This window comes from Ochrobactrum sp. AP1BH01-1 (assembly GCF_018066705.1).
GTDB lineage: Bacteria > Pseudomonadota > Alphaproteobacteria > Rhizobiales > Rhizobiaceae > Brucella.
Genome location: NZ_JAGPOU010000004.1, coordinates 1 through 22,939 on the forward strand (window position 1 = coordinate 1; position 22,939 = coordinate 22,939).

Here is a 22,939-nt window from a genome sequence, read left to right on the forward strand (position 1 = left end):
AGTTCATTGCAACAGTCCGATCTCTCGGACCATCCGCAGACAATGCCGCCCACGTTTCTCTTTCTTCTGTATAAAATTGTCAAAGAACAGACAGTCTCTAAACCGTCAAAAATCTCAATCCGCTCACAAAGCCCGCTGCCAATCACCCAACCCGAAGGTCAAATCCCTGTCAGCGCCTCGTCTGCGGTGCCGGGCTTCTAGATCAGTCAAACCAACCTGTCAACCACTTTTTTCGAAGAAAATCACAAACTTACAAGCTGCTCTTTTCTTCCAACATCAACAGGACTTCCGCCCCGTCAACGCCGCCGGTCTAATCAAATCAGACATCGCTGTCCAACCCGCTCAACCAACCCAAGGGACGCATCAGTCTGCCGCTAGCAGCGTCGCCGCCCTCGTTGTGGCGCCATATAGACCCCACCTAACAAAACTGTCAACGACCAATCATAACTTTTTCCAAAAATTCTTTCCACAGCCAAGGAACGCAGTACCCTATTCTGGTTCGTATTCGCGCGCGCCATCATCCTTGGAAAATAACACGCATGGCCCCTGAGAACCGCGCGGATCATATGCATAGCCTTTGGCCGCAAGTGCATGTGTCATGTCTCGGATACCGGCCAAGCCGTAGAGATGATCGTGCAATTCGAGGAAAATACGTTCCACACCTGTCAAATCCGCACTCTGCAGAAGTTCGCGCTCCGCACCTTCGATATCCATAACGAGGACATTGATATCGTTTCGAGCGATGAATTCATCAATATTGGTCGAGGACAGCTCTATGACGCGTTCGTATGGCCCCTGATTCTCGTCCATGGACGACATCCAAAGATCGCGCCGGACATAAAAGCGGAACGAACAAGGCTCACCCGCAGTTAGAATTCCTTGCGAAAGCACGACATTTTCGAGACCATTAGCATCGACAACACGTCGGGCAAGTGCCGCTGTCGACGGATTCGCCTCGAAAGCCCACACCGACACATCTGCAATCTTGGCAATAATTGACGTGATAATTCCAATGCCTGAACCGAGTTCCAGAACGCGGTCTCCCGGTTTGACTGCCTTGAAAATCGAACGCGCTTCCTTGGCTTCATAGCTGCCGCTCGTCAAAGCCTGCCAAATGATCGGCGAAACTTCGTCGGAAGTGATCGGCACGTTAATCCCATGTACTTTCAGCAATTTCCTAAGCCCCGGTTCCCCACGAAACATTTTGTCCGAGTGAACGGCTAAAAAGTTCCGACTGATTGAATACATCGCATCGTAACGTAACTCTACGATGCTATTAGCGTATGAACATAGACTGATTTGCGTCTTCGAAGCCAGTTGTCACGCTATGATATCATCTACGATTTGAAGTGAGACCAACCGTCTTCAAGTCCAGCCCGGCGCGATCGTGGAGATGTTTGAGCTTTGAGGCAGGCATTGGCCTGCCTATCAGATAGCCTTGAACCTGATCACATCCCAGTCGTTTCAGGCATTCAAACTGCTCCTCGGTTTCAATGCCTTCCGCAATTGTTATCATTCTGAGGCTGCGCCCTACCCCCGTTACAAGTTCAACGATCGCAAGCGCGTCCGGGCGAGATGTCACATCACTAACGAAAGTACGGTCAATCTTTATTTTGTCGAACGGAAAGCCGCTGAGACTGCCGAGCGAGGAATAGCCTGTCCCGAAGTCGTCCATCGCGATCTGAATACCCAGCGCTTTCAACTGGCGCAGCGTGCTCAAGGTCTGTTCGTTCTTATCCAGCAGAACCGATTCAGTGATCTCCAGTTCGAGCCGATTTGCACTAAGTCCGCTACGATCCAACGCGTCAATAACGCTCTGAATAAGGTTCAGGCTGCGGAACTGAACGGGAGAGAGATTGACCGCGATCTTGAGGGGCTTGTTCCAATGGGCAGCTTCCAGACAGGCCGTCTTGAGGACCCAGTCTCCAAGAGCATGAATGAAGCCGATCTTTTCGGCGACCGGGATGAACTCCACCGGTGAAACTGAGCCTCGGATCGGGTGGGTCCAGCGAAGCAGGGCCTCATAACCACATATTTCCCGGGTTACAGTGCAGGCCTGCGGCTGATAGTAGACCTCCATCTCACCGTTCTCCAGCGCTTTCTGAAGATCGGCTTCGAATGACTTCTTTTCCCGTAAGCGTGTCTGCATCTGGGATTCGAACACACTCGCGTGGCCGGGGCCAAGTGCCTTTGCTTCATAAAGCGCAAGATCGGCGTGCTTGAAAAGCTCTTCCGTGTCGGGCTCGCCCTCGGAGATTGCTACACCGACACAAGTTCCGATTTTTATTTCCAGTTCACCTACATGATAAGGTTGGCTGATGGCTTCCATCAGGCGACCGGCGAGTTCCAGAGCGTCTTCTTCTCGCAGTCCCGTGGAAAGCAAGGCGAACTCGTCTCCCCCCAACCGGCAGACCATGTCGCCTCGCGCGCCAAGTTTGGTGAGACGCCTTGCGACCGCCTGCAGCAGCGCATCGCCGACATCATGACCGAGTGTATCGTTGACGTCCTTGAAACCATCGAGATCCAGAAGAAGAATGACGGCAGATTGGCCTCCCGCGTGGGCGGCTTCAAGTCTTTTCTCCAGATCCTGCCGGAACAGAACACGATTGGGCAAACCGGTCAGAGCATCGTGATGTGCATCATGCTCAAGCCGAAAATTCTGAGACTGCAGTTCACCCGTTGCCTGTCGAAGATCGCTCGTGAGCCGCTGCATGCTGCCGTGCGCCCGATCAAGAAGTTTGTTGTGGCGAAGCAGAAGAATAACCAGCACAACGCCGCAAATGATCAGACCCGCCGCCAAACCGGTATAGATAAGATGCAACTGGCGCACTTCTGCCTGTGCAGCATCGATAAGTCCAACATCATATTCGACGGCCGATGACGCCAGCGCGGTCATCGGGCCATCTAGCGCGCTCATCGATTGCAGGACCGTTTTGATACTGTCTACATCTAGCTTGTCCAACTGACCATCAAGCGCCTGCAGAATATCGCTCAGTTTCAAAAACAGATCGCGGCGCTGCGGGTCGTCCTGAATAAATGATCGCAGATTGCCCTGCTGCAGCAATTCCAGTCGACCCAACATGATATCAAGACGAAGCCGTAATTCATCGCGGCTTTCCTCATTCATGTTCAGGGCATATCCAGCCAGAACATGCTCAAGCCGCATATATTCGGATACCGTCTGGCCTATGGCCCAGGAGTCATTATAACGGGAGAATTTCTGAAGCGCTGTTTGTCGTTCGGCAATGACATAGGCGATATAGGCCGTTGCCACCACGAAACAACAGATAATAACGCCTAGAATTCTTCTCACACTCTGCCCCTATTCAACTATCAGCTTGGCAACCTGCCAGGCAGAACGTGTGTAATAGGTCTGGCTTTGGAGCTGTGGGTCGCTGTCATACGGGTAGATTATAAACAATGGTCCTTTGTCGCGAACCGGCATGTAATTCCCATCTCGCTTCATGGCAAGAATAACATTGAACCTCTTGAAGTCCTCCATCGGCAACGAGCTGACGTAGTCGTTCAAAGCAACGGCGGTCACCTTCGTCCCCTTCGCGCCCACAAGCGTCATGAGCTTGTCCATCGACACGCCTTCGAAACGCACACGACCATCGTACCAAGGATTTGCTGTTTCCACGGTCACCAGTCCGACCGCTTCCAGCATATCCCGATCAAATTGGGCAGTATCGCCGACATTCATATTTGAGATTTTGCCAGATATGACGAGGATCGGCTTGCCAAGTGGCTTCGCCAAAGGCTCAGCAACTGCCCCGGACAACCAGGCAAAAGGCAAGACCAGACAGAAAAGGACTCGGATAAGTTTCATTGCATTCTCCATGATAAATTAAACCATTAAAGAGAATTGGCTAAATCAACGTGAAGATTGCACGAGTTTTGTACCTTTTCATGCTCATCTGCAATAAAAATGAAATATCAAAAGCAACCCCAGCGAACGTACCTGCTTCAATTAGCGATCCATCCTAATATTAGATGATTTTTATATAACAGCTGCATTTAAACCGCCGTAACAGATAAACATGCGGGGCCGGAGGTCCGCTTTAACCAAACAGGGGGATGTGGATGGGCTGCCCTATAGAAATAGTTGACGGAGATCGTTGATTTCAGCCTGCCAGTTTCCCACCTGTCATCGCCTCCGGCACGCCGGTTGTGCTTGGAAAGCTGACTGGCAACCCACGTAAAACACGTACCGCGAGGAAAGCAAAACATTCAGCTTCTACAGCGTCACCCCGCCAGCCAAGCGTTTCGACAGGAACTAGCTCCACTTTCGCGCGCTCGACCAGCATGCGCATCATTGCCGGGTTGCGGCGTCCACCCCCACTGACCGCAAGCCGTTGTGGTCGACGCGGGAGAATATCCAGGGCCTTACCCACCGCCGACGTCGTAAACGCGGTCAGCGTGGCCGCACCGTCTTCCTCATTCAGGCCATCGGCCATTGCGTCCGTAAAATCGAACCGATCCAGAGATTTCGGATAAGGCGCTGTCAAATAGGGATGCTTGAGCAATTCTGCGAGCCGTGTCTCGTCGACCTTGCCCTTTGCGGCCAGCGCACCGTCACGGTCCATTTCTCCCAACCCGCGTGCCTTCATGAAATCGTTGATAGGCGCATTGGCTGGTCCCGTGTCGAAGGCCACAAGCGCATCCCCACCATCCCACCAGGTGATGTTACCCACACCGCCAAGATTGAGAATCGCAGTATTGCCTGTCGCATCGACACTGCGTAGCAAGGCAGCGTGATATATGGCAGCAAGCGGCGCCCCCTGCCCTCCAGCGCGGATGTCTGCCGTGCGGAAGTCATAGGCGACCTTGGTGCCCAGCAGTTCGCTCATAAGCCTTCCATCTCCGAGCTGCCTCGTATCTCCAATTCGGTCGGCTTGCGGCGCGCGGTGCAAAACTGTCTGCCCGTGGAAGCCGACCACGCCGATATCCGCCATCGACAGCCCACTTTCCTCTACCAGTTCGCGGACAGCCGCAGACTGCGCCCGGGTCAGCGCCTCTTCTGCTGTGGCAAAAACAGCAGGCTCCGGACCTTCAAAATTCCAGACACGGGCTTCAGCCTGCGCTTGTTCCAGCAGTTCCCGAATCCAGCGGGGATAAGGCTTCAGCGCATACGCTCCGAATTCCGTGACAGTCTCGCCATCCGTTTTCAACAGAGCAACATCGATATTTCCGTCGAGAACGGTACCGGTCATCAGGCCGACGGCCCATATTGGCTGCATAGACGTTTCCTATCCCAATGAAATTGCGTCGCCAACACCCTGACGCAGCGCCAGAATGCCGCTGTCAAAATGGCGGGTTGGATGAATGCGGTTGGTGAGCAAGGTCCATGCCCTGCCCGCTTTAAAATCGATCCACAAGCCGGTTCCCGTAAAGCCGGTATGCCCGATTGTACCCCTCGAATTGAAGTTGCCACCAGACCAGCCATCAAAGGGCAATTCCCAGCCATGGGTCCGAGTGGCGGATAATGGCTGGCGCATCCGCTCGACCACTTTTTTTGATGCGCCGGTACCGTCAAGCAGGCCAAGCGCGAAACCGAGTATGGACGCAGCCGTACCAAACAGTCCCGCATGCGCGGCCCCCTGCAACGCCGAACAATTATCGTCGTGCACTTCGCCGCACAGTACGCGATGGCGCCATGTGCAATTTTCCGTGGCCGCGCTCATTTCCGGCTCTGCCGAAAAGGCAAAGCCCTCGCCGGGGTCCATCGCGCGAATGGTCTTGCCGTAAAACCGTTCCAACGCAAAGCCAAGCAGAATGAAATTGATGTCGGAATAAACCGGGTCGGATTTTCGCCATTCGCGTTGCAGAACGAATGCACGCAACAGTTCCGGATCGCGTCCGTAGGTGTAGATCGGTTCGACTGACGGAAACGGCGTCTGGTGGCCAAGGCACTCGCGGAACGTGACCTTGCGCTCCCAGGCATCATTATCATACTGCCGAAGGTCGGGAAGCAAGGTGATCAATGGTGCATCGAGATCGATGACGCCTTCCTCGGCCAGCGCAAGGATGCGGGGCGTGGTGAAAATGACTTTTGTCAGCGAAGCGAGATCGAACCACGTATCGATGGCCATCGCACGCCGGGCAGGGACGATCTGCGCATAGCCGGTGGCCCTCACCGCCCTGTTACCAGAGAGGTCGATCATTCCAAGCACACCGCCTGGAATCCGGCCTGAATCGCATGCAGCGGTGAGCAGGCCGAACGCTTTTTCAAAGCGAGCCGTAAATGCGGTATCGACAGCCCGGAGAATATTTGGTTCTGCCATGTTAATTATGCCTCGGTCCGGGCCATGTGATCACGGCCATATGTCTGCCAGTTTGCCGGTGCGGGCTCATACTCCAAAGGACGCACGAGGGAAGGCACTTGCCGTGTGTCGAGGGCGAAATGTTCATTGCGTCGGTCGATACTGGGGACAGCAGTAATCAACCGCTTCGTATAGGAATGTTTCGGCGCGGATAGAATCGATGCTGCATCACCGATTTCGACGATTTGCCCAGCATAGACGACAGCTATGCGATGCGCGATGCGCTCCACCACTGCCATATCGTGCGATACGAACAAATAGGCAAGGCCGCGCTCTTTCTGGAGATCGATCAACAATTCCAAGACTTTGGCCTGCACCGAGACATCGAGGGCTGAAACGGCTTCATCCAGCACCACCACGGAAGGATTGAGCATCAAGGCCCGAGCGATACAAAGCCGCTGGCGCTGCCCGCCGGAAAACTCGTGCGGATAGCGCTCCAAGCTGTTGGCAGGCAGTCCCACGCGGTCAAGCAGTTGCAACATCTTCTGCCGTGCCTCCGGCCCGTCGCGCCTACCAGCCGCGATAACCGGCTCGACAAGAATACTGTCTATGCGCAGACGTGGATTGAGAGATGCATACGGATTCTGGAAGACCATCTGTACCGAAGTCGCGTTTCTGGCACCGTTAGGACCAGCCGCACCGATTGCAAGCTTCCCGCGTGAAGCTTTGACAAGGCCCATGATGGCCCGCACAGTTGTGGATTTTCCCGAGCCGCTCTCCCCCACGACGGCAAGCGTTTCGCCCGGAACCAGATCGAAATCGACGCTTTCCACGGCATGGACTGCTCCGACCTTGCGACCGAGAAAGCCGCCTTTGACAGGAAACCGGACCGTCAATCCTTCCACCGATAGTATCGGCTCCGTTCCCGATTCCGATGTGCGTACGGTATCGGTTCGCACTGCTTTCCCGCTTTCAAAATGCGGCACGGCCTTCAGGAGATGTTGCGTGTAAGGATGCTGCGGGCAGTCGAGAACAGCGCTCAGTTGACCGTATTCCACCGCCTCGCCATGCTGCATCACCATGACCTTGTCGGCCATGCCTGCGACCAACCCTATGTCATGGGTGATGAAGATCATCGCCATGCCGGTTTCGCGTTTCAGCTCTGCGAGCAGTGCCATGATTTGCGCCTGTACGGTGACATCAAGCGCTGTGGTTGGCTCGTCGGCAATCATGAGGCGCGGATTGCAGGCAAGCGCTGTTGCAATCATCACCCGCTGCAACATACCGCCGGAAAGCTGGTTCGGACAATATTTAAGTCGTCGCGCGGCATCTGGAATGCGTACGCGATCAAGCGCGTCCCTTGCGGCAGATGCGGCCTGTTTTCCGGTAAGCCCGCGATGAAGACGGAATGATTCCTCAATCTGCGTGCCTATCGTCAGCACTGGATTGAGCGATGTCATGGGCTCCTGAAAGATCATACCGATTTCCGCACCGCGGATTTTTGTGAGTTCGGCTTCGGTCGCAGTCACAAGATCGATTGCGCTGCCGTTCGCGCGATTAAGTTTGATCGATCCGGCGGTGATGCGTCCGCCGCCAAAATCCACCAGGCGGTTGATCGACAGAGCGGTTACAGATTTTCCGGAACCGCTTTCTCCGACGATCGCCAGCGTTTCCCCCGCGGCGAGGTCGAAACTCACACCGCGCACGATCTCATGGGCTTGAGGATTACGACCGAAACCAACGCGAAGGTCCGAAACAGACAGAAGCTTGTTCACGCCGCCATCCCCCCCGTTCTGGGATCGAGAATGTCGCGCAGGGCATCACCCAAGAGGTTGAAACCTAGAATACCGATCATGATCGCAAGTCCCGGAAAAGCCAGCAGCCATGGCGCGGTTTCCATGAGATTGCGCGCATCGGCCAGCATGAGACCGAGCGACGAAGCGGGTGGCTGCGTGCCAAGACCAAGAAAGCTCAAGCCTGCTTCGGTCAGCAGCGACCAGGCGAGCGCCAGGGTAATCTGCACAGTCAAAGGGGCCACCAGATTAAGCAGCAGGTGGCGCGAAAGGATATAACGATTGCTGCTGTGGAACGTCCGCGCCGCATCAACGAATTCGCGTGTTTTGATCGATAAGGCGGGCCCGCGCACAACCCGCGTGAAAATCGGGGTGTAGACGATGGCGATGGCAGCGATACTTGTTCCCGTTCCCGGTCCGACAACGGCAATGATAAGGAGCGCAAGCAAGATAGCCGGAAACGCCAGGAGCACGTCCATGATACGCATGACAGCGCCGTCCCACCAGCGCCCGAACCATGCTGCCGTCAATCCAAGAACAGTCCCTGCAAAAGCAGCAATTCCAACGGCAAAAAACCCGACCACGAAAGATTGTGAGATGCCTGCCATCAGGCGGCTCATGACGTCACGTCCGAAAAGGTCTGTTCCCATCCAGTGCGCGGCGCTTGGGGGACGCAGCCTGTCTATCCGGTACTGCATCAAAGGGTCATGCGGCGTGAAACCGAAATAGCCGAGACAGGCCACAATCAGATAGATCAATACGATGAGCCCGCCGATACGGCCACTCGGATGAGCAAAAACGGAACGCAATATCTGCATCAGTTTTCCCCGAGACGAATGCGCGGATCGAGCGCCACGTAAAGGAGGTCAACCAGCAGATTGACGATCATGAAATTGAAGGCAATGAAGAGAATGCTGCCCTGCACCAGAGCATAATCGCGCTGCAGAATGGCGTCGAGCACCATGCGTCCAAGGCCCGGCAGGGCATATATCTGCTCAACCAGCACGGCTCCGCCCAAAAGGTAACCGAATTCCACACCGCTCAACGTCACCACAGGAATGAGCGCATTAGGCAGCGCGTGCCGCCAGATGACGGACCGGGCCGAAGCCCCCTTGCTGCGAGCCGTGCGGACATAATCGTCACGGAGGACATCCAACATGGCCGAACGCGATATGCGTGTGACGGATGCCGCGAATGCAAAGCCGAGCGTTATGGCGGGCAAAATCATCTGCAAGAAATTCTGCCATGGGTTTACCCAGAAAGGTGTAAATTCGCCCATCGCAGGCAAAACCCCAAACCCCGCCGACAGTATATAAATGAAAAGGAGACCGAGAACGAAGCTCGGCGTCGACTGACCGATCATCGCAAAAATACGCACCGCCAGATCGGACATTTTCTCGTTGCGCGTTGCAGCATAAACCCCGGCGGGCAGCCCAACGAGCAAAGCAATCAACATCGACATCATTGCAAGTTGCAGCGTCAACGGAAAACGCTCAAGGATAACCGTCAAAACCGGCTTTCCGAAGGTCACCGAGACCCCGAGATTACCTTGCAGCACGTCACCCAGCCATCGCCAGTACTGGATTGTCCAGCTTTGGTCGATACCGAAATATCGTGCCAGCGACTGCCGCTGCTCGGGCGTCAGCAAACCTGCTTCCGTTCCGAGCATGGCAGTGATGGAATCGCCTGGAACCATACGGATCGCAACGAAGACCAGAATCGACACCCCCAGCATAACCAAGGGAAATGTCAGCAGCCGACGTGTCACATAATTCATGTCAGATTACTCACGGCCTGCCGTTCTGGAAGGCACTTGAAAGCCACGCCTTCGCAGGAAGACGTGGCGGATTTCGTGACATCACTGCCCGATCTGCAGCTTGGTTATGCCGAATAGCGATCCGGTGGCGCGAGGCTCGAAACCGGTAACGTTTTTCTGGTGCGCAACATAGGTATTGGCGGTATAAAGCCATATCCACGGAGAAACTTCCGTTATGTGCTTATCGAAGTCGGCAAAAATCACCTTGCGCTTTTCAGGGTCCGTTTCGGCTCTCCCCTTCTGCATCAGATCGTCAAGCGTATCGTCGATATACTGCGCGACCTTCTGAAGGTTGCCCGCCTTGGTCCAGTATCGGCCATACATCGTATAGGGATCAGCCGAACCGCCGTTCAACGCCACCGCCATGTCGAAGTCGCCCTTTAGCCACGTATCGACATAGACATTCAGTTCCATCATCCGGATATCGAGCTTGATGCCTATTTCGGCGAGTTGCGACTGGAGAACCTGGGCTTCAGCCGCAGCGGTCGCAGGTTCCCCATTTGCGGCGATGATCGTTGCCGCAAACCCATCCGCATAACCGGCATCCGCCATCAGCTTCTTTGCTTTTTCGACATCGCGCTTGTAGCAGAAGAGTGTGTTAGGGTCGCTTGCATAGGCGGGCATTGTCAGCGGGCCCGTTACCTTTCCTTCGCCGAGCAAGGCCGTGTCGAGGACATCCTGGCGGTCAACTGCGCAGGAAATAGCCTGACGCACGGCCAGCTCCGTCATGGGCTTGCGCGACGGGTTCAATTGCAGGACATGATAAGCAAGCGCCGGAGTGCGCACCAGTTCAAGAGCGCTTTCGTTCGGCACCATCGTTGCGACCAGCGGATCGTTGAGAAGCGCGAAATCGATCTGCTTGGCGCGAAGCGCGGCGAGAATTGCCGTTTCGTCCGGCAGGACACTGATGTCGATTCCGTCAACCGCCACTTTACCCCCCGACCAGTCGGGGTTGGCTTTCAGCACTTCCTTGGAATTCGGTTCCCATCGTTCAAGAACGAAAGGCCCTGATCCAACGGTTTTTGTGCCAATATTGCCGGCCTTGATCTCGCTTTCAGGAACGACGGCCGCATTGATGCTGGCTATCGCCGCCAATAGGGGAACGTCGGGCTGGGAGAGTTTGAAGACGACCGTTTCGTCGTCCGGCGTTTCAATAGCAGCAATGGATCCGAAATTGGCACGTGCCACCGCACCGGTCTTTTCATCCAAAATGCGCTCGAAGGATGCTTTCACATCGGCTGGCGTTACCGTCTGACCGTTCTGGAATTTCGCATTCCCGTCGAGCTTGAATGTGAGGACCTTTCCACCGTCGGAAAATTCCCAGCTCTTTGCAATGGCAGGTGCAATCTGAAGATCCGGACCAAGACGGACGAGCGGCTCGTAGATGAGTTCAAGTAGACGAATCGATGAAAATGCCGGCTGCTTATGCGGGTCGAGACCGGTAGCGTCCTGCGACCAGGCCATACGAAGCGTCGCGGCAGAAGCCGTAGACAGGCCCAGCCCGCTGAAGCTCCCAATGCTCAATGCCAATGTGGCGGCGCCCGCAATCAGGCTTCTTTTGAAAATCGCTCCCATTTTCTTCCCTCGCAAATCACTGCAATGCTGATGTCCGACCGCTTCCCCGCTTCGGCTCACGCTTTATTGGCATTTATTGCCTGTCTAAGAAATCCCCCAACATTCTTTAATGCCTTTCTTGCCTCATCCACTGGCATTCCGGTAATCGTGATGAGGATTGCAAGCTTGACGTCATTATCCGTCAGGGCGAGAACGCGTTTTGCCTCCCCCGCCCCGCAACCGGTTGCCTGCATGACAATTCTCGAGGCACGTGCGACAAGCTTGTGGTTGGTGGCACTGACGTCCACCATGAGATTCTCGTATGTTTTCCCTATTCGGATCATGCTCGCAGTAGTAAGCATGTTAAGCACCAGCTTCTGCGCCGTGCCGGATTTCAGACGCGTCGAACCTGTCAGTATTTCAGGTCCGACAACCGGCGATATGGCAATTTCAGCCATAGCCGCAATCGTGGAGTTCGGATTGCAGGAAAGCGCCACAGTCGTAGCACCAATTGATGCGGCGTAGGCCAGCCCCCCTATCACATACGGCGTGCGTCCGCTGACCGCGATTCCCACAACGACATCGTGCGAAGCCAGACTTATATCACGCAGATCGGCTTCCCCCAGCGAAGGGTCGTCCTCCGCACCTTCGACCGCATGTTGTAACGCATTCACGCCACCCGCAATCAACCCGACCACCATGCCTTCCGGAACGCTGAATGTCGGCGGGCATTCCGATGCATCAAGAACGCCAAGACGCCCACTGGTTCCGGCACCCAAATAAATCAGCCGACCGCCGGCGCGAAATGCCTCGACAATCTTATCAACTGCCTGTGCGACCTGGGGCAACACCTGCTCAACGGCGGCGGCAACCAGATGATCCTCGTCGTTGATCCGACGTACGATAGCAAGACTCGACAAGAGGTCGATATCCATCGTGCGTGGGTTTCGTTCTTCTGAAACCAGCCTGTCCAGTTCAGATAACAACGCGTGTTCCGTCATGCCCCTGCCTGCGTGTCGAGCAGCGTTCAAACGCGCCGCCTTATGGTTAAAAAATTTTAAGATTACAAATTCTGTCCGTCAATCATATTATGGAATAAATTATTCCTTATTAGCTAAGCTTCGCGCAAGGATGGTCCCGCCGGCGCCATTAGGTCTGTGGCGGTTATTGTTGTCGAATGCGGCGTCCCAGATATTTTTGCCCCGTGCGACTGCACCACATTGAGTATATTTTCGACATCGCCAACCACAGGAAGGTTCGTAAGCTCAACCCGGTATGAACTTAGCAGTGAAGCCGCCAACTGAGGCAGAGCAGCATTCTTCGCGCCGGAGATGTTGACCGCCCCTGTAATTCATGCCGCCGATAATGCGCAATCGTTCCACGTCTCGTCACCATGTCCTCTCTTGCAGATTGTTAGCTCATTCCATAGCCTTGAAAAGATTGGAATTTAATATTCCAAATCAGTTCGGGTTGTCTTATGTATCAGAGCAATCGAATATCGCGCCTTCCGATACCGGAATGGAGAATGATCACATATGTCGATCCTGCAGAAAATCAATGCCAAACTGAACGAACTGACCATTGCGGATCGAAAGATCGGTCAGTTCATCGTCGATCATCCCGAGCAGGTATTGAAGCTCTCATCCTCGGCCCTTGCAGAAGCGACCGGACGCAGTCAGTCCAGCGTCGTCAAATTCAGTCAAAAATTCGGCTTTGATGGTTATCAGCAGCTCAAGCTCGCCGTCAGCGAAGCGCGTGCCAAGCAATGGCATGCTCCGGCAGGCATGGTCCACGGCACTATAGAAACGGGCGACAGCTATATCATCGTTCTACAGAAACTTATCGGCAGTAAACTACAATCGATGCAACGAACGATTTCCGCCAACAACGAACACGATATCGACGATGCATTGCAAGCTCTGATCAGCGCCCGGCGTATTCACCTTGCTGGCGTCGGCGCTTCGTCACTCGTTGCGCGCGATTTTTCCTATAAGCTGATGAAACTTGGTCGCAACGTGATGCACGATAGCGACAGCCACATCCAGATGGCCAATGTCTCGACTTTACACGAGGGTGATGTGCTGTTCGCCCTTTCCTATTCTGGAACGAGCATCGAAACCCTTCGCATCGCGGAACAAGCCAAGAAATGGGGAGCGACCGTGATCGCAGTCACCGGACTCAACAGGAATCCGCTTAATGAAATCGCCGATATTTGCTTGTATACCGTAGCTGATGAAGAAAGGGTTCGGTCGTCATCGATAACAGCACGCGACGCACAGCTGGTTCTGACAGATTTGCTTTTTATCCTGCTGTTCCAGCGACAATCAGATGCCAATGATTACGTTCATAAAAGCGAAGCCGCGGTGTCTTCGTTGAAACTATGAGCAATAAGATCAATCAATAATAGCGGCGGCGGCGAGGCTCGCAAATGCAGCAACGAATGCTACAGCAACGGCACCCACTTTCGTGAAGAGATTGAATGTGTCACCAGGCGTTTCACGGTTGGACATGTTGAGATAGATGAGCGCCGCAACGATGACAGCAACCGAAAAACCAAAGGCGGAAACCCACTGCCACAGCTCAGACATAAAGCCTCACAGACGCTGACCCATTTTGAAACTGTGGTTTTTTACCCGAATTTTATTACCGCAGTATGACCCACTTAGTGTTTTGCGTTCCGGCGTCCAACGCAGAGCGCGGACCGCGAGCCCCAAACTCCATTGTACAAGCATCTGAATCCAGTGCCTGGAGATATGACTACCAGACAGCGAAAGCTCTGATATATCTGTCCGCAAGCGAGCAGCGTGCGCAGACTTTAACGGAAACGACCAGATAAAAGGTATGCATTATGACTTCAGCGTCATGTCTTCCAAGGATCGAACAGGAAGAACATCTTGAGCGATTGGCATTGTTGCAGGGTAAGCTGAGTGAGCGCGGTATCGGCGGGCTTCTGCTCGGACCGACGGCAAGTTTGCGCTATTATACCGGGCTTGTCTGGCATATCAGCGAACGTTTTCTGGGCGCCCTCGTTACGCCGTCGGAAGTAATTTATATCGTTCCCGGTTTTGAACAGAGCAGGGTCGAAAGCCTGCCGCATTTGCCGGGTGAAATCCGTACATGGCAGGAAGAAGAGAGCCCTGCGGCGCTGATTGCATCGCTCATTCCGGCAGGTGCCAAAATTGCAATCGATGATGCCGTCCCGCTGTTCGTCTATAACGCTCTAAAGCACGAAATCTCGCCTGAGCGCTTGATCGATGGCGGAAAGCTGATCCAGGAACAACGTAGCCGCAAGTCAGCCAAAGAAATCGCGATCATTCAGTACGCGATGGATTTGACACTCGAAGTCCACCGCCGCGCGCATGGACTGATAAAGCCCGGCATTGCTGCAAGCGAGGTGGTGCGTTTTATCGATGTACAGCATCGCGTCCTTGGCGCCACGGGCGGTTCGACATTTTGCATCGTCTCTTTCCGGGGCAGCAACGTCGTTGCCGCACGGCGCGGACGGCGAACAGTTTTATCAGCCGGGTGATGTCATCCTTGTGGATACTGGTTGCCGCATCGATGGCTATCATTCCGATCTCACGCGCACCTATATGCTGGAAGAGCCTACAGCAGAGTTTTCGCGCATATGGACAATCGAACGCGAAGCGCAACAAGCAGTTTTCGACGCGGCGAAGCTCGGCACGGCATGTTCAACCCTTGACGATGCAGCGCGCGCCACGCTCATAAAGCACGGATTGGGACCAGATTATGCATTGCCGGGCCTTCCGCATCGCGCTGGCCATGGTCTTGGCTTGGAGATTCATGAGGCTCCTTACATCGTTCGGGGCAATTCACTCCCGCTCGCTGAAGGCATGTGCTTCTCCAACGAGCCCATGATCGTGGTTCCGAACCAGTTCGGAATCCGCCTGGAAGATCATATCTATATGACGGCGAATGGACCGAAATGGTTCACGCACCCCGCTAAGGGCCCGACCGAACCTTTCGCGTAAGTCCGCACTTGCCGTTATCGGCCGGCTGGTATTCCCGCCCAGCTTTCCGATTGCTTTTCGGTAATTCCGATCAGATCGATAGCTCTTGCTGCGATCTGATCGGCCACTTCCTCGACCGTTTGCGGTTTGAAGTAAAAGGCCGGAACCGGCGGCATTACAATCGCGCCCATTTCCGTCACGGTACACATATTGCGCAAATGGACCATGTGCAGCGGGGTCTCCCGAGCGATCAGAACCAGTCGGCGCCGTTCCTTCAGGTGAACATCAGCGGCGCGCGTTAACAGACTGTCGCTGTGTCCTGTAGCGATCGCAGCGAGCGTCCGCATGGAGCATGGCGCCACGATCATGCCAGCGGTGACAACCGATCCGCTCGCGATCAGAGCACCTATATCGCTGACAGAATAGCTTCTGTTCGCGAGCCTGTGCAAAAGCCCATAACCATCCGGACCCAATTCGTGGCGCAAGGTCTGTTGTGCAGCGTCAGATACAACCAAATGGGTCTCGATATCGCTCATGGCGGAAAGCTGCTCCAGCAATTTGAGCGGGATGAGGGCGCCCGATGCGCCGGAGATACCGACTACAACTCGCTTCATCGCATATTTTCCCTATCCAGCCCGAGTTCCCCCCAAATCGCATCGACCCGGGCAACAACGTCATCGCTCATCTTCAATACAGCGCCCCATTCCCGTTCGGTTTCGGCACCGATCTTGTTTGTCGCATCAAGGCCAAGCTTTCCGCCCAAGCCAGAGCGTGGAGACGCGAAGTCGAGATAATCCACCGGTGTATGACCGAGCGTGATGACGTCGCGGCTCGCATCGAAGCGAGTTGCGAGCGCCCACATCACATCGTCCCAGTTACGGACGCTTATGTCCGGATCGACTGCAATTATGAGTTTCGTGTAACTGAACTGCGGCAGCATCGACCACAGCCCCATCATCACTCGCCGCGCCTGACCGGGATAGCGCTTGTCGATTGAAACGACCATTGCGCGATAGGAACATGCCGCAGGAGGCAACCACAGATCGGCAATTTCTGGAAACTGCTTTCTCACGATTGGCACGAACAGTTCGTTCATCACTTCGCCAAGTCTGGAGGGCTCGTCCGGCGGGCGTCCGGTATAGGTCGAAAGATAAACGGGATTTTTCCGCATGGTGATCGCGGTCACCTGCATGACCGGAAACTCCTCCACGCTATTATAGTAGCCGGTGTGATCGCCATAGGGGCCTTCTGGAGCAGTTTCCGAAGCGGAAACTCGTCCCTCCAGAATAATTTCGGCATTAGCGGGCACGACGAGAGGCACGGTACGTGCATTCACGACCGATGATCTGCGTCCGGCAAGCAGACCCGAGAACCCCAGTTCGCTCATCCCTTCTGGCAAGGGCATGACAGCTGCAAGAATCATCGCCGGATCGGCCCCGATAGCCACGGCAACGGGCATATCTTCGCCCAGTTCTTGCCACAAGCGGTGGTGACGTGCGCCGCCGCGTTGCGCAAGCCAACGCACGATGAGCTTGTCGCGGCCAAGCTTCTGCATCCGGTAGATTCCGACATTAACGTCAGATGGATCGCCGGGTGCCTGCGTAATAACCAGCGGCCAAGTGACAAGCGGTGCAGGTTCTCCCGGCCAGCACCACTGGATCGGCAGCAGATCGAGATTGACGGCCTCGCCTTCCAGTATCTTTGCCTGTACCGGTGCGCGCCGAACATGACGGATACGCATATTCAATGCGGCCTTCGCCAAAGGCAGTTTGCTCCACATTTCGCCTGCCGAACGGGGCGGACTTGGCGCTCGCAATTCCGCCAGCATCTCGGCAAAATCCGAAATTTCTTGAGGCGACCGTCCAAGTCCTAAGGCAATACGCCGCGCGGCACCAAAGAGATTGGCAACAAGAGGGATGGAATGCAAACGTCCGTCCGCATCGACCGGTTGCTCGAAGATCAGTGCCGGACCATCCGCCTCAAGCACTCGCTTATGGATTTCCGTGATCTCCTGGACGAGAGATACCGGACGTTTGATCCGGATAAGATCTTTGCGCCGTTCAAGCTCGGACAAGAAGCTTTGAAGGCACTCGTAGCGTAACGGAGAAGATGGAGCCGATTTCATGTCCGACTTTTGAATATCGAATTCTTCCGCCGTCTTTGATCTGAATCAAACTCTCGTTGTATTGAATCACTTAATTCTGAATTCACCTTTTAAAGCTCATCGGAGCTGAGTGATGATGAAGATACCTCCGGCTGTGGCTGTTCCAGCCCGGCTTGTTCCGCCGTTTCTGATCGCCCCATTTGTCTCGCGCATTTTCTTCCAGGTAATGCGCGCGCACCCCGGTCTCTTCGAGCGTCTGGGAGACTATGCGGCGAAGCGTTTCCGTTTTCATCCATCCGACATACCGTTCGCCTTTGTGATCGAGCCGGATAAGCCACGCATAACAATCGTGCGTGAAGACGAGGCGATTGAAGTCGACGCGGGCATTGAAGGGCCGCTGGTCATGCTGCTCGCGCTTCTCGAAGGCAGACTTGATGGAGACGCGCTGTTCTTCTCAAGAGATATCATCGTGACGGGTGACATGGAGGCCATGCTTGCACTCCGCAATGCGCTGGATGACTGCAACATAGATCTGCCATCTGACCTTGGCACAAGTGCGGGCCCCTTTGCGCCGATGGTTCGCGGCATCGCAAATTACATACGAAGCAAAGCCCTGAGTAAGGAAGCTGCAGGATGGAACTGATTTGCCCTGCAGGTACGCCATCGGCCTTGCGAGAAGCGGTAGATGCCGGAGCAGATGCCGTCTATTGCGGTTTTCGCGACGAAACAAATGCGCGCAACTTTCCGGGTCTCAACTTCACTCGTGAAGAACTGCGAGACGCAATCCAGTTTGCCCATGCGCGCAAAACGCAGGTTTTCGTTGCGATCAACACGTTCATGCGCGCAGGAGATGAACACGTCTGGTATCGGGCCGTTGACGATGCATCTTCCCTTGGAGCAGATGCGGTTATCCTCGCTGACTTCGGGCTGATGGCCTATACCGCCGAGAAGCATCCGACACAGCGGCTTCATGTATCCGTACAAGCTTCCGCTTCCAATGCAGACGCAATCCAGTTTCTTGTCGATGCGTTCAAGGCAAAACGTGTCGTGTTGCCACGTGTCTTAACAATTCCGGATATTGCGAAACTTGGCCGCAAGATCGATTGCGAAATGGAAGTCTTCGTTTTTGGAGGATTGTGCGTGATGGCGGAAGGGCGATGCTCCCTGTCTTCTTATGCAACGGGTAGATCGCCCAACATGAACGGTGTCTGTTCTCCGGCCAGTCATGTTCGCTACCGGCAGGACGGGAAGGAACTCGTTTCCGAACTCGGAGATTATACGATCAATCGTTTTCCCATAGGCGAACCCACCGGCTATCCAACGCTTTGCAAGGGCCGGTTTAACATTGCAGATGAACAAGGCTATGCATTCGAAGACCCCGTTTCACTCGACGTCATGAACCATATAGACGAGTTGCGAGCGGCGGGCGTCTCTGCGCTCAAGATCGAAGGCCGTCAGCGCGGCAAAGCTTATGTGAGCGAAGTCGTCTCGACGCTGCGTCGAACACTTGCTGCGCCCTCTGAAAACCGTGCAACCCTCCTTTCGCGTCTCCGGCTGCTGAGTGAAGGCCAGCAGACGACTTCAGGCGCTTACGACAAACGCTGGAGATAGATATGCCGGCAGCCAGCCTCAGCCTTGGTCCCGTTCTCTTTTTGTGGGATGGTCCAAAATGGCGCGATTTTTATTTCCGGATTGCCGACGAAGCTCCAGTAGCCAACGTCACGGTCGGTGAAATCGTCTGCTCCAAACGGTTTCATTTTATGGCTCCTCATCTGGAGACCGTAATCGAGCGACTGACGCGTGCAGGGAAGACCGTGAGCCTCGGTTCGCTGGCGCTCGTTATGCTTGAGCGGGAAGAAAAACAGACCCGCCAGCTGATTAGGGAAGCAACGCTCCCAGTGGAAGCAAACGACCTGTCAGCGCTTGGCCTCTTGTCGGGTGAACCACATATAGTTGGCCCCTTGGTCAATGTTTATAACGCTGCAACGGCAAAGGTTCTCGCTGCGCGTGGCGCACAGTCGATCTGTCTTCCGCCGGAGTTGCCAATCAGCTCGATCCGGGAAATCGTCAAAGCCGCGCCTGAGGTTGCATTTGAGATATTCACGTTCGGACGGGTACCGCTGGCTATTTCAGCCCGGTGCGCGCACGCGCGCTCAAAGGGCCAGATAAAGGATAACTGCCAGTTTGTATGCGGCGAAGAACCGGACGGGCTTCCTGTCAAGACACTCGATAGCCAACCCTTCCTGGCTCTCAATGGCGTGCAGACGCTCTCGCATACCTGTCAGTCGTTGATCGAGGACCTGTCCGACCTGCAAGATGCAGGGATCAGACGTTTCAGACTATCACCGCAGGACTGCGATATGGTGGAAGTGGCCCATATCCATGACGAGGTGTTGAAACAGGACATCAGTCCCAGCGAGGGGATAGCGCGTTTGCGAAAAATCTATCCCGGTGTGCCGCTCTCGAACGGCTTTTTGCACGGCAATATCGGAGCTGCTTGGATCAGCCGTCAGCGTTCAGCTGCGGTACATTGATCAAAAAGGTTGATCGCGATCTTTTGCAGACGGGCATGACTCGGCAAGGATAATCGTGCGCTTGATGCAGGCTCTTTAGGGCGAGGACTGTCGCCCGGCATCTTCATTCGTCATGCTGTACAGTCCGAAACCGTCCCGGGCTTTGTCCCATCCATTTATGAAATGCACGATAGAAGGCACTCGGTTCACTGTAGCCGAGTTCGGCAGCCACTTCTGCCACACTTAGCTTGTTTTCCTGCAAAAGCCTTTCGGCAATTACGAACCGCAATTCGTCCTTGATCGTGCCGAAGCTCTGCCCTTCCCCGCGCAGTCTGCGCCGCAAGGTCGGTGCGGACATGCCCAGCCCGCCAGCAAGCTCTGCAAAAGACGGCCAGTCCGTGACTGGCAAGGCATTCAGTTGCGTGCGTACTCTTGCGGACAGATCATTATCGTGGCGATAGCGGATCAGAATGTTGGCGGGGGCCTCGCGCAAAAAACTTTCCAACGCCACATCGCTACGAATGATCGGCAGCGACAGATAGGATGAAGAAAAAACCAGTCGTGTCACCGGCTGGTCGAATAGAACCGGTGCGCCGAAGAATTTATGATAGTCGTGCCGGTGGACCGGGGCCGGACAAGCAAAGTCGAGCGTCCGTAGCGGGATGCGCCGCCCAATCAGCCAGCAGGCGACACCCATCAAGATCAACCAATAGGCACGATAGGCAAAGGCCGGTCTAGGAGGTCCGGCATCGGTCAGAACGATATGGGCCATGCCATCACGGACCCGTAATTCGCCTTGCGGATCATCCAGCACCACATTGAGAAACTGCAAGGCCCGCCGCAAAGCTCGTTCCAGCGTACCGGCATGCAGCACGGCGTGACAAAGCAGATTGAAGCTGCCGGGACGCATCGGCCTTGCAGCCAGCCCAAAGAATTCGTCGTTGATCGTTTCTGCAATCAGCCACCATAGGCGACCATATTCCACGTTGGTGACGGGTTCTGTCACTGTTTCCGGCAGGCCGATCTGCGCCATAAGGGGAGCTGTATCTATCCCCCGGACACGTACACTTTCGAGAGCATCCTCGACAAAACCCGGTGCTATATTATGGCGTTCCATGGTTTCTCTATATTGCAAAATCGATCACGCATTTATGCATCTAATGCCATTGTTTGCAATGCGTGACGGGTTAACCTTTGGATATGGTTGGCCACGAGGAGGTGGCGGCAAGGGAGGATTATACTGGATGACTGGAACGTCTGTTTCAGCGCGGCTGCCGCGTTATGAGGACGCCGTTGCACAATTTCGCATCGAAGATGCTATCGCAAAGCTTCACGGCAATCCTGAAACCGGCATTAATGCCTGTGTTGAATGCTGCGACCGGCATACCGGGGACAATCGCATCGCCCTGCGCGCAATCACGGCGAATGGCGAACTTTCGGAGTTCACCTTCGAAGACCTGCGCGATATGGCTGCCCGGGTCGGCAGCGTGTTGAAAGATGCAGGCGTCAGCCCTGGCGATGTGGTCGCGGGCCTGTTACCACGAACGCCGGAGCTTATTGCGACCATCCTCGGCACATGGCGCATTGGCGCGATCTATCAGCCGCTTTTCACCGCTTTTGGTCCGAAGGCAATCGAACACCGGCTGAAAACCAGCGGCGCAAAACTGGTTGTCACAAACACCGCCAATCGCGCCAAGCTGACAGAAATCGACAACTCCCCCAAGGTCGCAATCGTACTCGCCTCTGGTGAAAGCCTGCCGGACGGGGACATTGATTTTTGCAAGGCGACTGCTTCCGCTTCGGCTGACTGCCCTCCGGTGCTTCGCACAGGCAGCGATCTGTTCATGATGATGTCGACCTCCGGCACTGCGGGCTTGCCCAAAGGCGTACCGGTCCCGCTTTATGCGCTGCTGGCTTTCGGCACCTATATGCGCGAAGCCATCGGTCTGCGTTCCGACGATGTTTTCTGGAATATTGCCGATCCGGGCTGGGCTTATGGGCTCTATTATGCCGTGACAGGGCCGTTGCAGCTTGGCATGGCGACCACGCTTTACGAAGGCGGCTTCACCGCTGAAAGCACCTACGACATCATTGAGCGCCTCGGTGTTACGAGCCTTGCCGGTTCGCCGACAGCTTTCCGTTTGCTGATGGCGGCGGGGCCTGAAGCAGCCAAACGCGTCAAGGATCGTCTGCGCGTAGTATCGAGCGCTGGAGAACCGCTCAATCCGGAAGTCATTCGCTGGTTCGATGCGTATCTCGGCGCGCCCATCTATGATCATTACGGGCAGACAGAACTGGGCATGGTGGTCAATAATCATCACGGCCTTGAACATTCGGTTCGGCACGGGTCGGCTGGTTACGCCATGCCTGGCTATCGCGTGGCCGTTCTGGACGAACAAAGCAATGAACTCGGTCCAAACCAGCCAGGCATCCTCGCCGTCGACATCGCAAGATCGCCGCTTCTCTGGTTTTCAGGCTATTACAATCAGGAAACGCCAGCCATTGCGGGTGGTTACTATCGCACGGGAGACACGGTGGAGTTTGAGCCGGATGGTTCGATCAGCTTCATCGGACGCGCTGACGACGTTATAACATCATCCGGTTATCGTATTGGACCATTTGACGTGGAAAGCGCACTTCTGGAACACGCGGCTGTCAATGAAGCGGCGGTTGTCGGCGTGCCGGATCTGCAAAGAACGGAAATTGTGAAGGCGTTCGTTATCCTTGCGCCTGGTTTCGAAGGTACGCAGGAACTGAAAGAGGAACTGGCGCTGCATGTGAAAAAGCGTCTCTCTGCCCACGCCTATCCACGTGAAATTGACTTCCTGAGCGAACTTCCCAAGACGCCAAGTGGAAAAATCCAACGGTTTCTCCTGCGCAAGGCGGAAATCGACAAACAGCAACAGACGAAAGCCTGAGGACGAG

20 protein-coding genes and 2 pseudogenes are annotated in these 22,939 nt (G+C 55.0%); 7 read left to right on the forward strand and 15 right to left on the reverse strand.

The window, feature by feature from the left end:
* Positions 1-201: pseudogene (locus J9800_RS14935) on the forward strand (hypothetical protein); the annotation flags it as partial.
* Between the two features lie 288 nt (positions 202-489).
* On the opposite strand, the gene J9800_RS14940 reads toward J9800_RS14935, so the two are convergent.
* From J9800_RS14940 to J9800_RS14990, 11 genes are all read right to left on the reverse strand, one after another.
* Complete coding sequence (locus tag J9800_RS14940) at positions 490-1,203, reverse strand: FkbM family methyltransferase (protein ID WP_114217329.1); 714 nt, start codon at positions 1,201-1,203, stop codon at positions 490-492.
* A 130-nt stretch (positions 1,204-1,333) separates the two neighbouring features.
* The gene (locus J9800_RS14945) at positions 1,334-3,313 is read right to left on the reverse strand and encodes a putative bifunctional diguanylate cyclase/phosphodiesterase (RefSeq protein WP_114217330.1); all 1,980 of its coding nucleotides are present in this window, start codon (positions 3,311-3,313) and stop codon (positions 1,334-1,336) included.
* A 9-nt stretch (positions 3,314-3,322) separates the two neighbouring features.
* Positions 3,323-3,829 carry a putative pterin-binding protein gene (locus J9800_RS14950; protein ID WP_114217331.1) on the reverse strand — a complete coding sequence of 169 codons (507 nt, stop codon included), beginning with the start codon at positions 3,827-3,829 and terminating at the stop codon, positions 3,323-3,325.
* A 295-nt stretch (positions 3,830-4,124) separates the two neighbouring features.
* Positions 4,125-5,240 carry an anhydro-N-acetylmuramic acid kinase gene (locus J9800_RS14955; protein WP_114217332.1) on the reverse strand — a complete coding sequence of 372 codons (1,116 nt, stop codon included), beginning with the start codon at positions 5,238-5,240 and terminating at the stop codon, positions 4,125-4,127.
* A 9-nt stretch (positions 5,241-5,249) separates the two neighbouring features.
* Positions 5,250-6,284, reverse strand: a complete 1,035-nt coding sequence (locus J9800_RS14960; RefSeq protein ID WP_114217333.1) for a serine hydrolase domain-containing protein — start codon at positions 6,282-6,284, stop codon at positions 5,250-5,252.
* Between the two features lie 5 nt (positions 6,285-6,289).
* Positions 6,290-8,038: an ABC transporter ATP-binding protein gene (locus J9800_RS14965; RefSeq protein ID WP_114217334.1), complete on the reverse strand. Its 1,749-nt coding sequence runs from the start codon at positions 8,036-8,038 to the stop codon at positions 6,290-6,292.
* Entirely contained in the window at positions 8,035-8,874 is an 840-nt protein-coding gene (locus tag J9800_RS14970) for an ABC transporter permease (protein ID WP_114217335.1), read from the reverse strand. The genes J9800_RS14965 and J9800_RS14970 overlap by 4 nt, the downstream gene beginning before the upstream one ends.
* Positions 8,874-9,833 (reverse strand): ABC transporter permease, encoded by a 960-nt coding sequence (locus J9800_RS14975; protein WP_114217336.1) that lies wholly within the window; start codon positions 9,831-9,833, stop codon positions 8,874-8,876. Before J9800_RS14975 ends, J9800_RS14970 begins: the two co-directional genes overlap by 1 nt.
* 81 nt (positions 9,834-9,914) lie before the next feature.
* A complete protein-coding gene (locus J9800_RS14980; RefSeq protein ID WP_114217337.1) occupies positions 9,915-11,447 on the reverse strand; it encodes an ABC transporter substrate-binding protein in 1,533 nt (510 codons plus the stop codon).
* Positions 11,448-11,503: 56 nt separating this feature from the next.
* On the reverse strand, positions 11,504-12,427 hold the full coding sequence (gene murQ, locus J9800_RS14985) for an N-acetylmuramic acid 6-phosphate etherase (protein ID WP_114217338.1): 924 nt from the start codon (positions 12,425-12,427) through the stop codon (positions 11,504-11,506).
* A 113-nt stretch (positions 12,428-12,540) separates the two neighbouring features.
* On the reverse strand, positions 12,541-12,726 hold the full coding sequence (locus tag J9800_RS14990) for a hypothetical protein (RefSeq protein ID WP_286167677.1): 186 nt from the start codon (positions 12,724-12,726) through the stop codon (positions 12,541-12,543).
* Positions 12,727-12,961: 235 nt separating this feature from the next.
* Between J9800_RS14990 and J9800_RS14995 the strand changes: the two genes are divergently transcribed.
* Positions 12,962-13,810: a MurR/RpiR family transcriptional regulator gene (locus J9800_RS14995; protein WP_114217339.1), complete on the forward strand. Its 849-nt coding sequence runs from the start codon at positions 12,962-12,964 to the stop codon at positions 13,808-13,810.
* A gap of 9 nt (positions 13,811-13,819) precedes the next feature.
* Here J9800_RS14995 and J9800_RS15000 read toward each other — a convergent pair whose 3' ends face one another.
* Positions 13,820-14,014 (reverse strand): hypothetical protein, encoded by a 195-nt coding sequence (locus J9800_RS15000; RefSeq protein WP_114217340.1) that lies wholly within the window; start codon positions 14,012-14,014, stop codon positions 13,820-13,822.
* A 260-nt stretch (positions 14,015-14,274) separates the two neighbouring features.
* Between J9800_RS15000 and J9800_RS15005 the strand changes: the two are divergent.
* Positions 14,275-15,418: pseudogene (locus J9800_RS15005) on the forward strand (M24 family metallopeptidase).
* Between the two features lie 14 nt (positions 15,419-15,432).
* Here J9800_RS15005 and J9800_RS15010 read toward each other — a convergent pair.
* Both J9800_RS15010 and J9800_RS15015 read right to left on the reverse strand, forming a co-directional pair.
* Positions 15,433-16,011 carry a UbiX family flavin prenyltransferase gene (locus J9800_RS15010; protein ID WP_114217342.1) on the reverse strand — a complete coding sequence of 193 codons (579 nt, stop codon included), beginning with the start codon at positions 16,009-16,011 and terminating at the stop codon, positions 15,433-15,435.
* Positions 16,008-17,522: a UbiD family decarboxylase gene (locus J9800_RS15015; RefSeq protein WP_114217343.1), complete on the reverse strand. Its 1,515-nt coding sequence runs from the start codon at positions 17,520-17,522 to the stop codon at positions 16,008-16,010. Before J9800_RS15015 ends, J9800_RS15010 begins: the two co-directional genes overlap by 4 nt.
* 112 nt (positions 17,523-17,634) lie before the next feature.
* Here J9800_RS15015 and ubiT point away from each other — a divergent pair, with 112 nt between their 5' ends.
* The 3 genes from ubiT to ubiV are packed head-to-tail and all read left to right on the forward strand — an operon-like array spanning position 17,635 to position 20,035.
* Positions 17,635-18,144 carry a ubiquinone anaerobic biosynthesis accessory factor UbiT gene (gene ubiT / locus J9800_RS15020; RefSeq protein ID WP_114217344.1) on the forward strand — a complete coding sequence of 170 codons (510 nt, stop codon included), beginning with the start codon at positions 17,635-17,637 and terminating at the stop codon, positions 18,142-18,144.
* Positions 18,135-19,112, forward strand: coding sequence for a ubiquinone anaerobic biosynthesis protein UbiU (gene ubiU, locus J9800_RS15025; protein ID WP_114217345.1), 978 nt, complete (start codon positions 18,135-18,137; stop codon positions 19,110-19,112). The genes ubiT and ubiU overlap by 10 nt, the downstream gene beginning before the upstream one ends.
* Before the next feature lie 2 nt (positions 19,113-19,114).
* Complete coding sequence (gene ubiV, locus J9800_RS15030) at positions 19,115-20,035, forward strand: ubiquinone anaerobic biosynthesis protein UbiV (protein ID WP_114217346.1); 921 nt, start codon at positions 19,115-19,117, stop codon at positions 20,033-20,035.
* Positions 20,036-20,138: 103 nt separating this feature from the next.
* On the opposite strand, the gene J9800_RS15035 is transcribed toward ubiV, so the two are convergent.
* Positions 20,139-21,131: an AraC family transcriptional regulator gene (locus J9800_RS15035; protein WP_114217347.1), complete on the reverse strand. Its 993-nt coding sequence runs from the start codon at positions 21,129-21,131 to the stop codon at positions 20,139-20,141.
* Between the two features lie 127 nt (positions 21,132-21,258).
* Between J9800_RS15035 and J9800_RS15040 the strand changes: the two genes are divergently transcribed.
* Complete coding sequence (locus tag J9800_RS15040; protein ID WP_114217348.1) at positions 21,259-22,932, forward strand: acyl-CoA synthetase; 1,674 nt, start codon at positions 21,259-21,261, stop codon at positions 22,930-22,932.
* Positions 22,933-22,939: the final 7 nt, after the last annotated feature.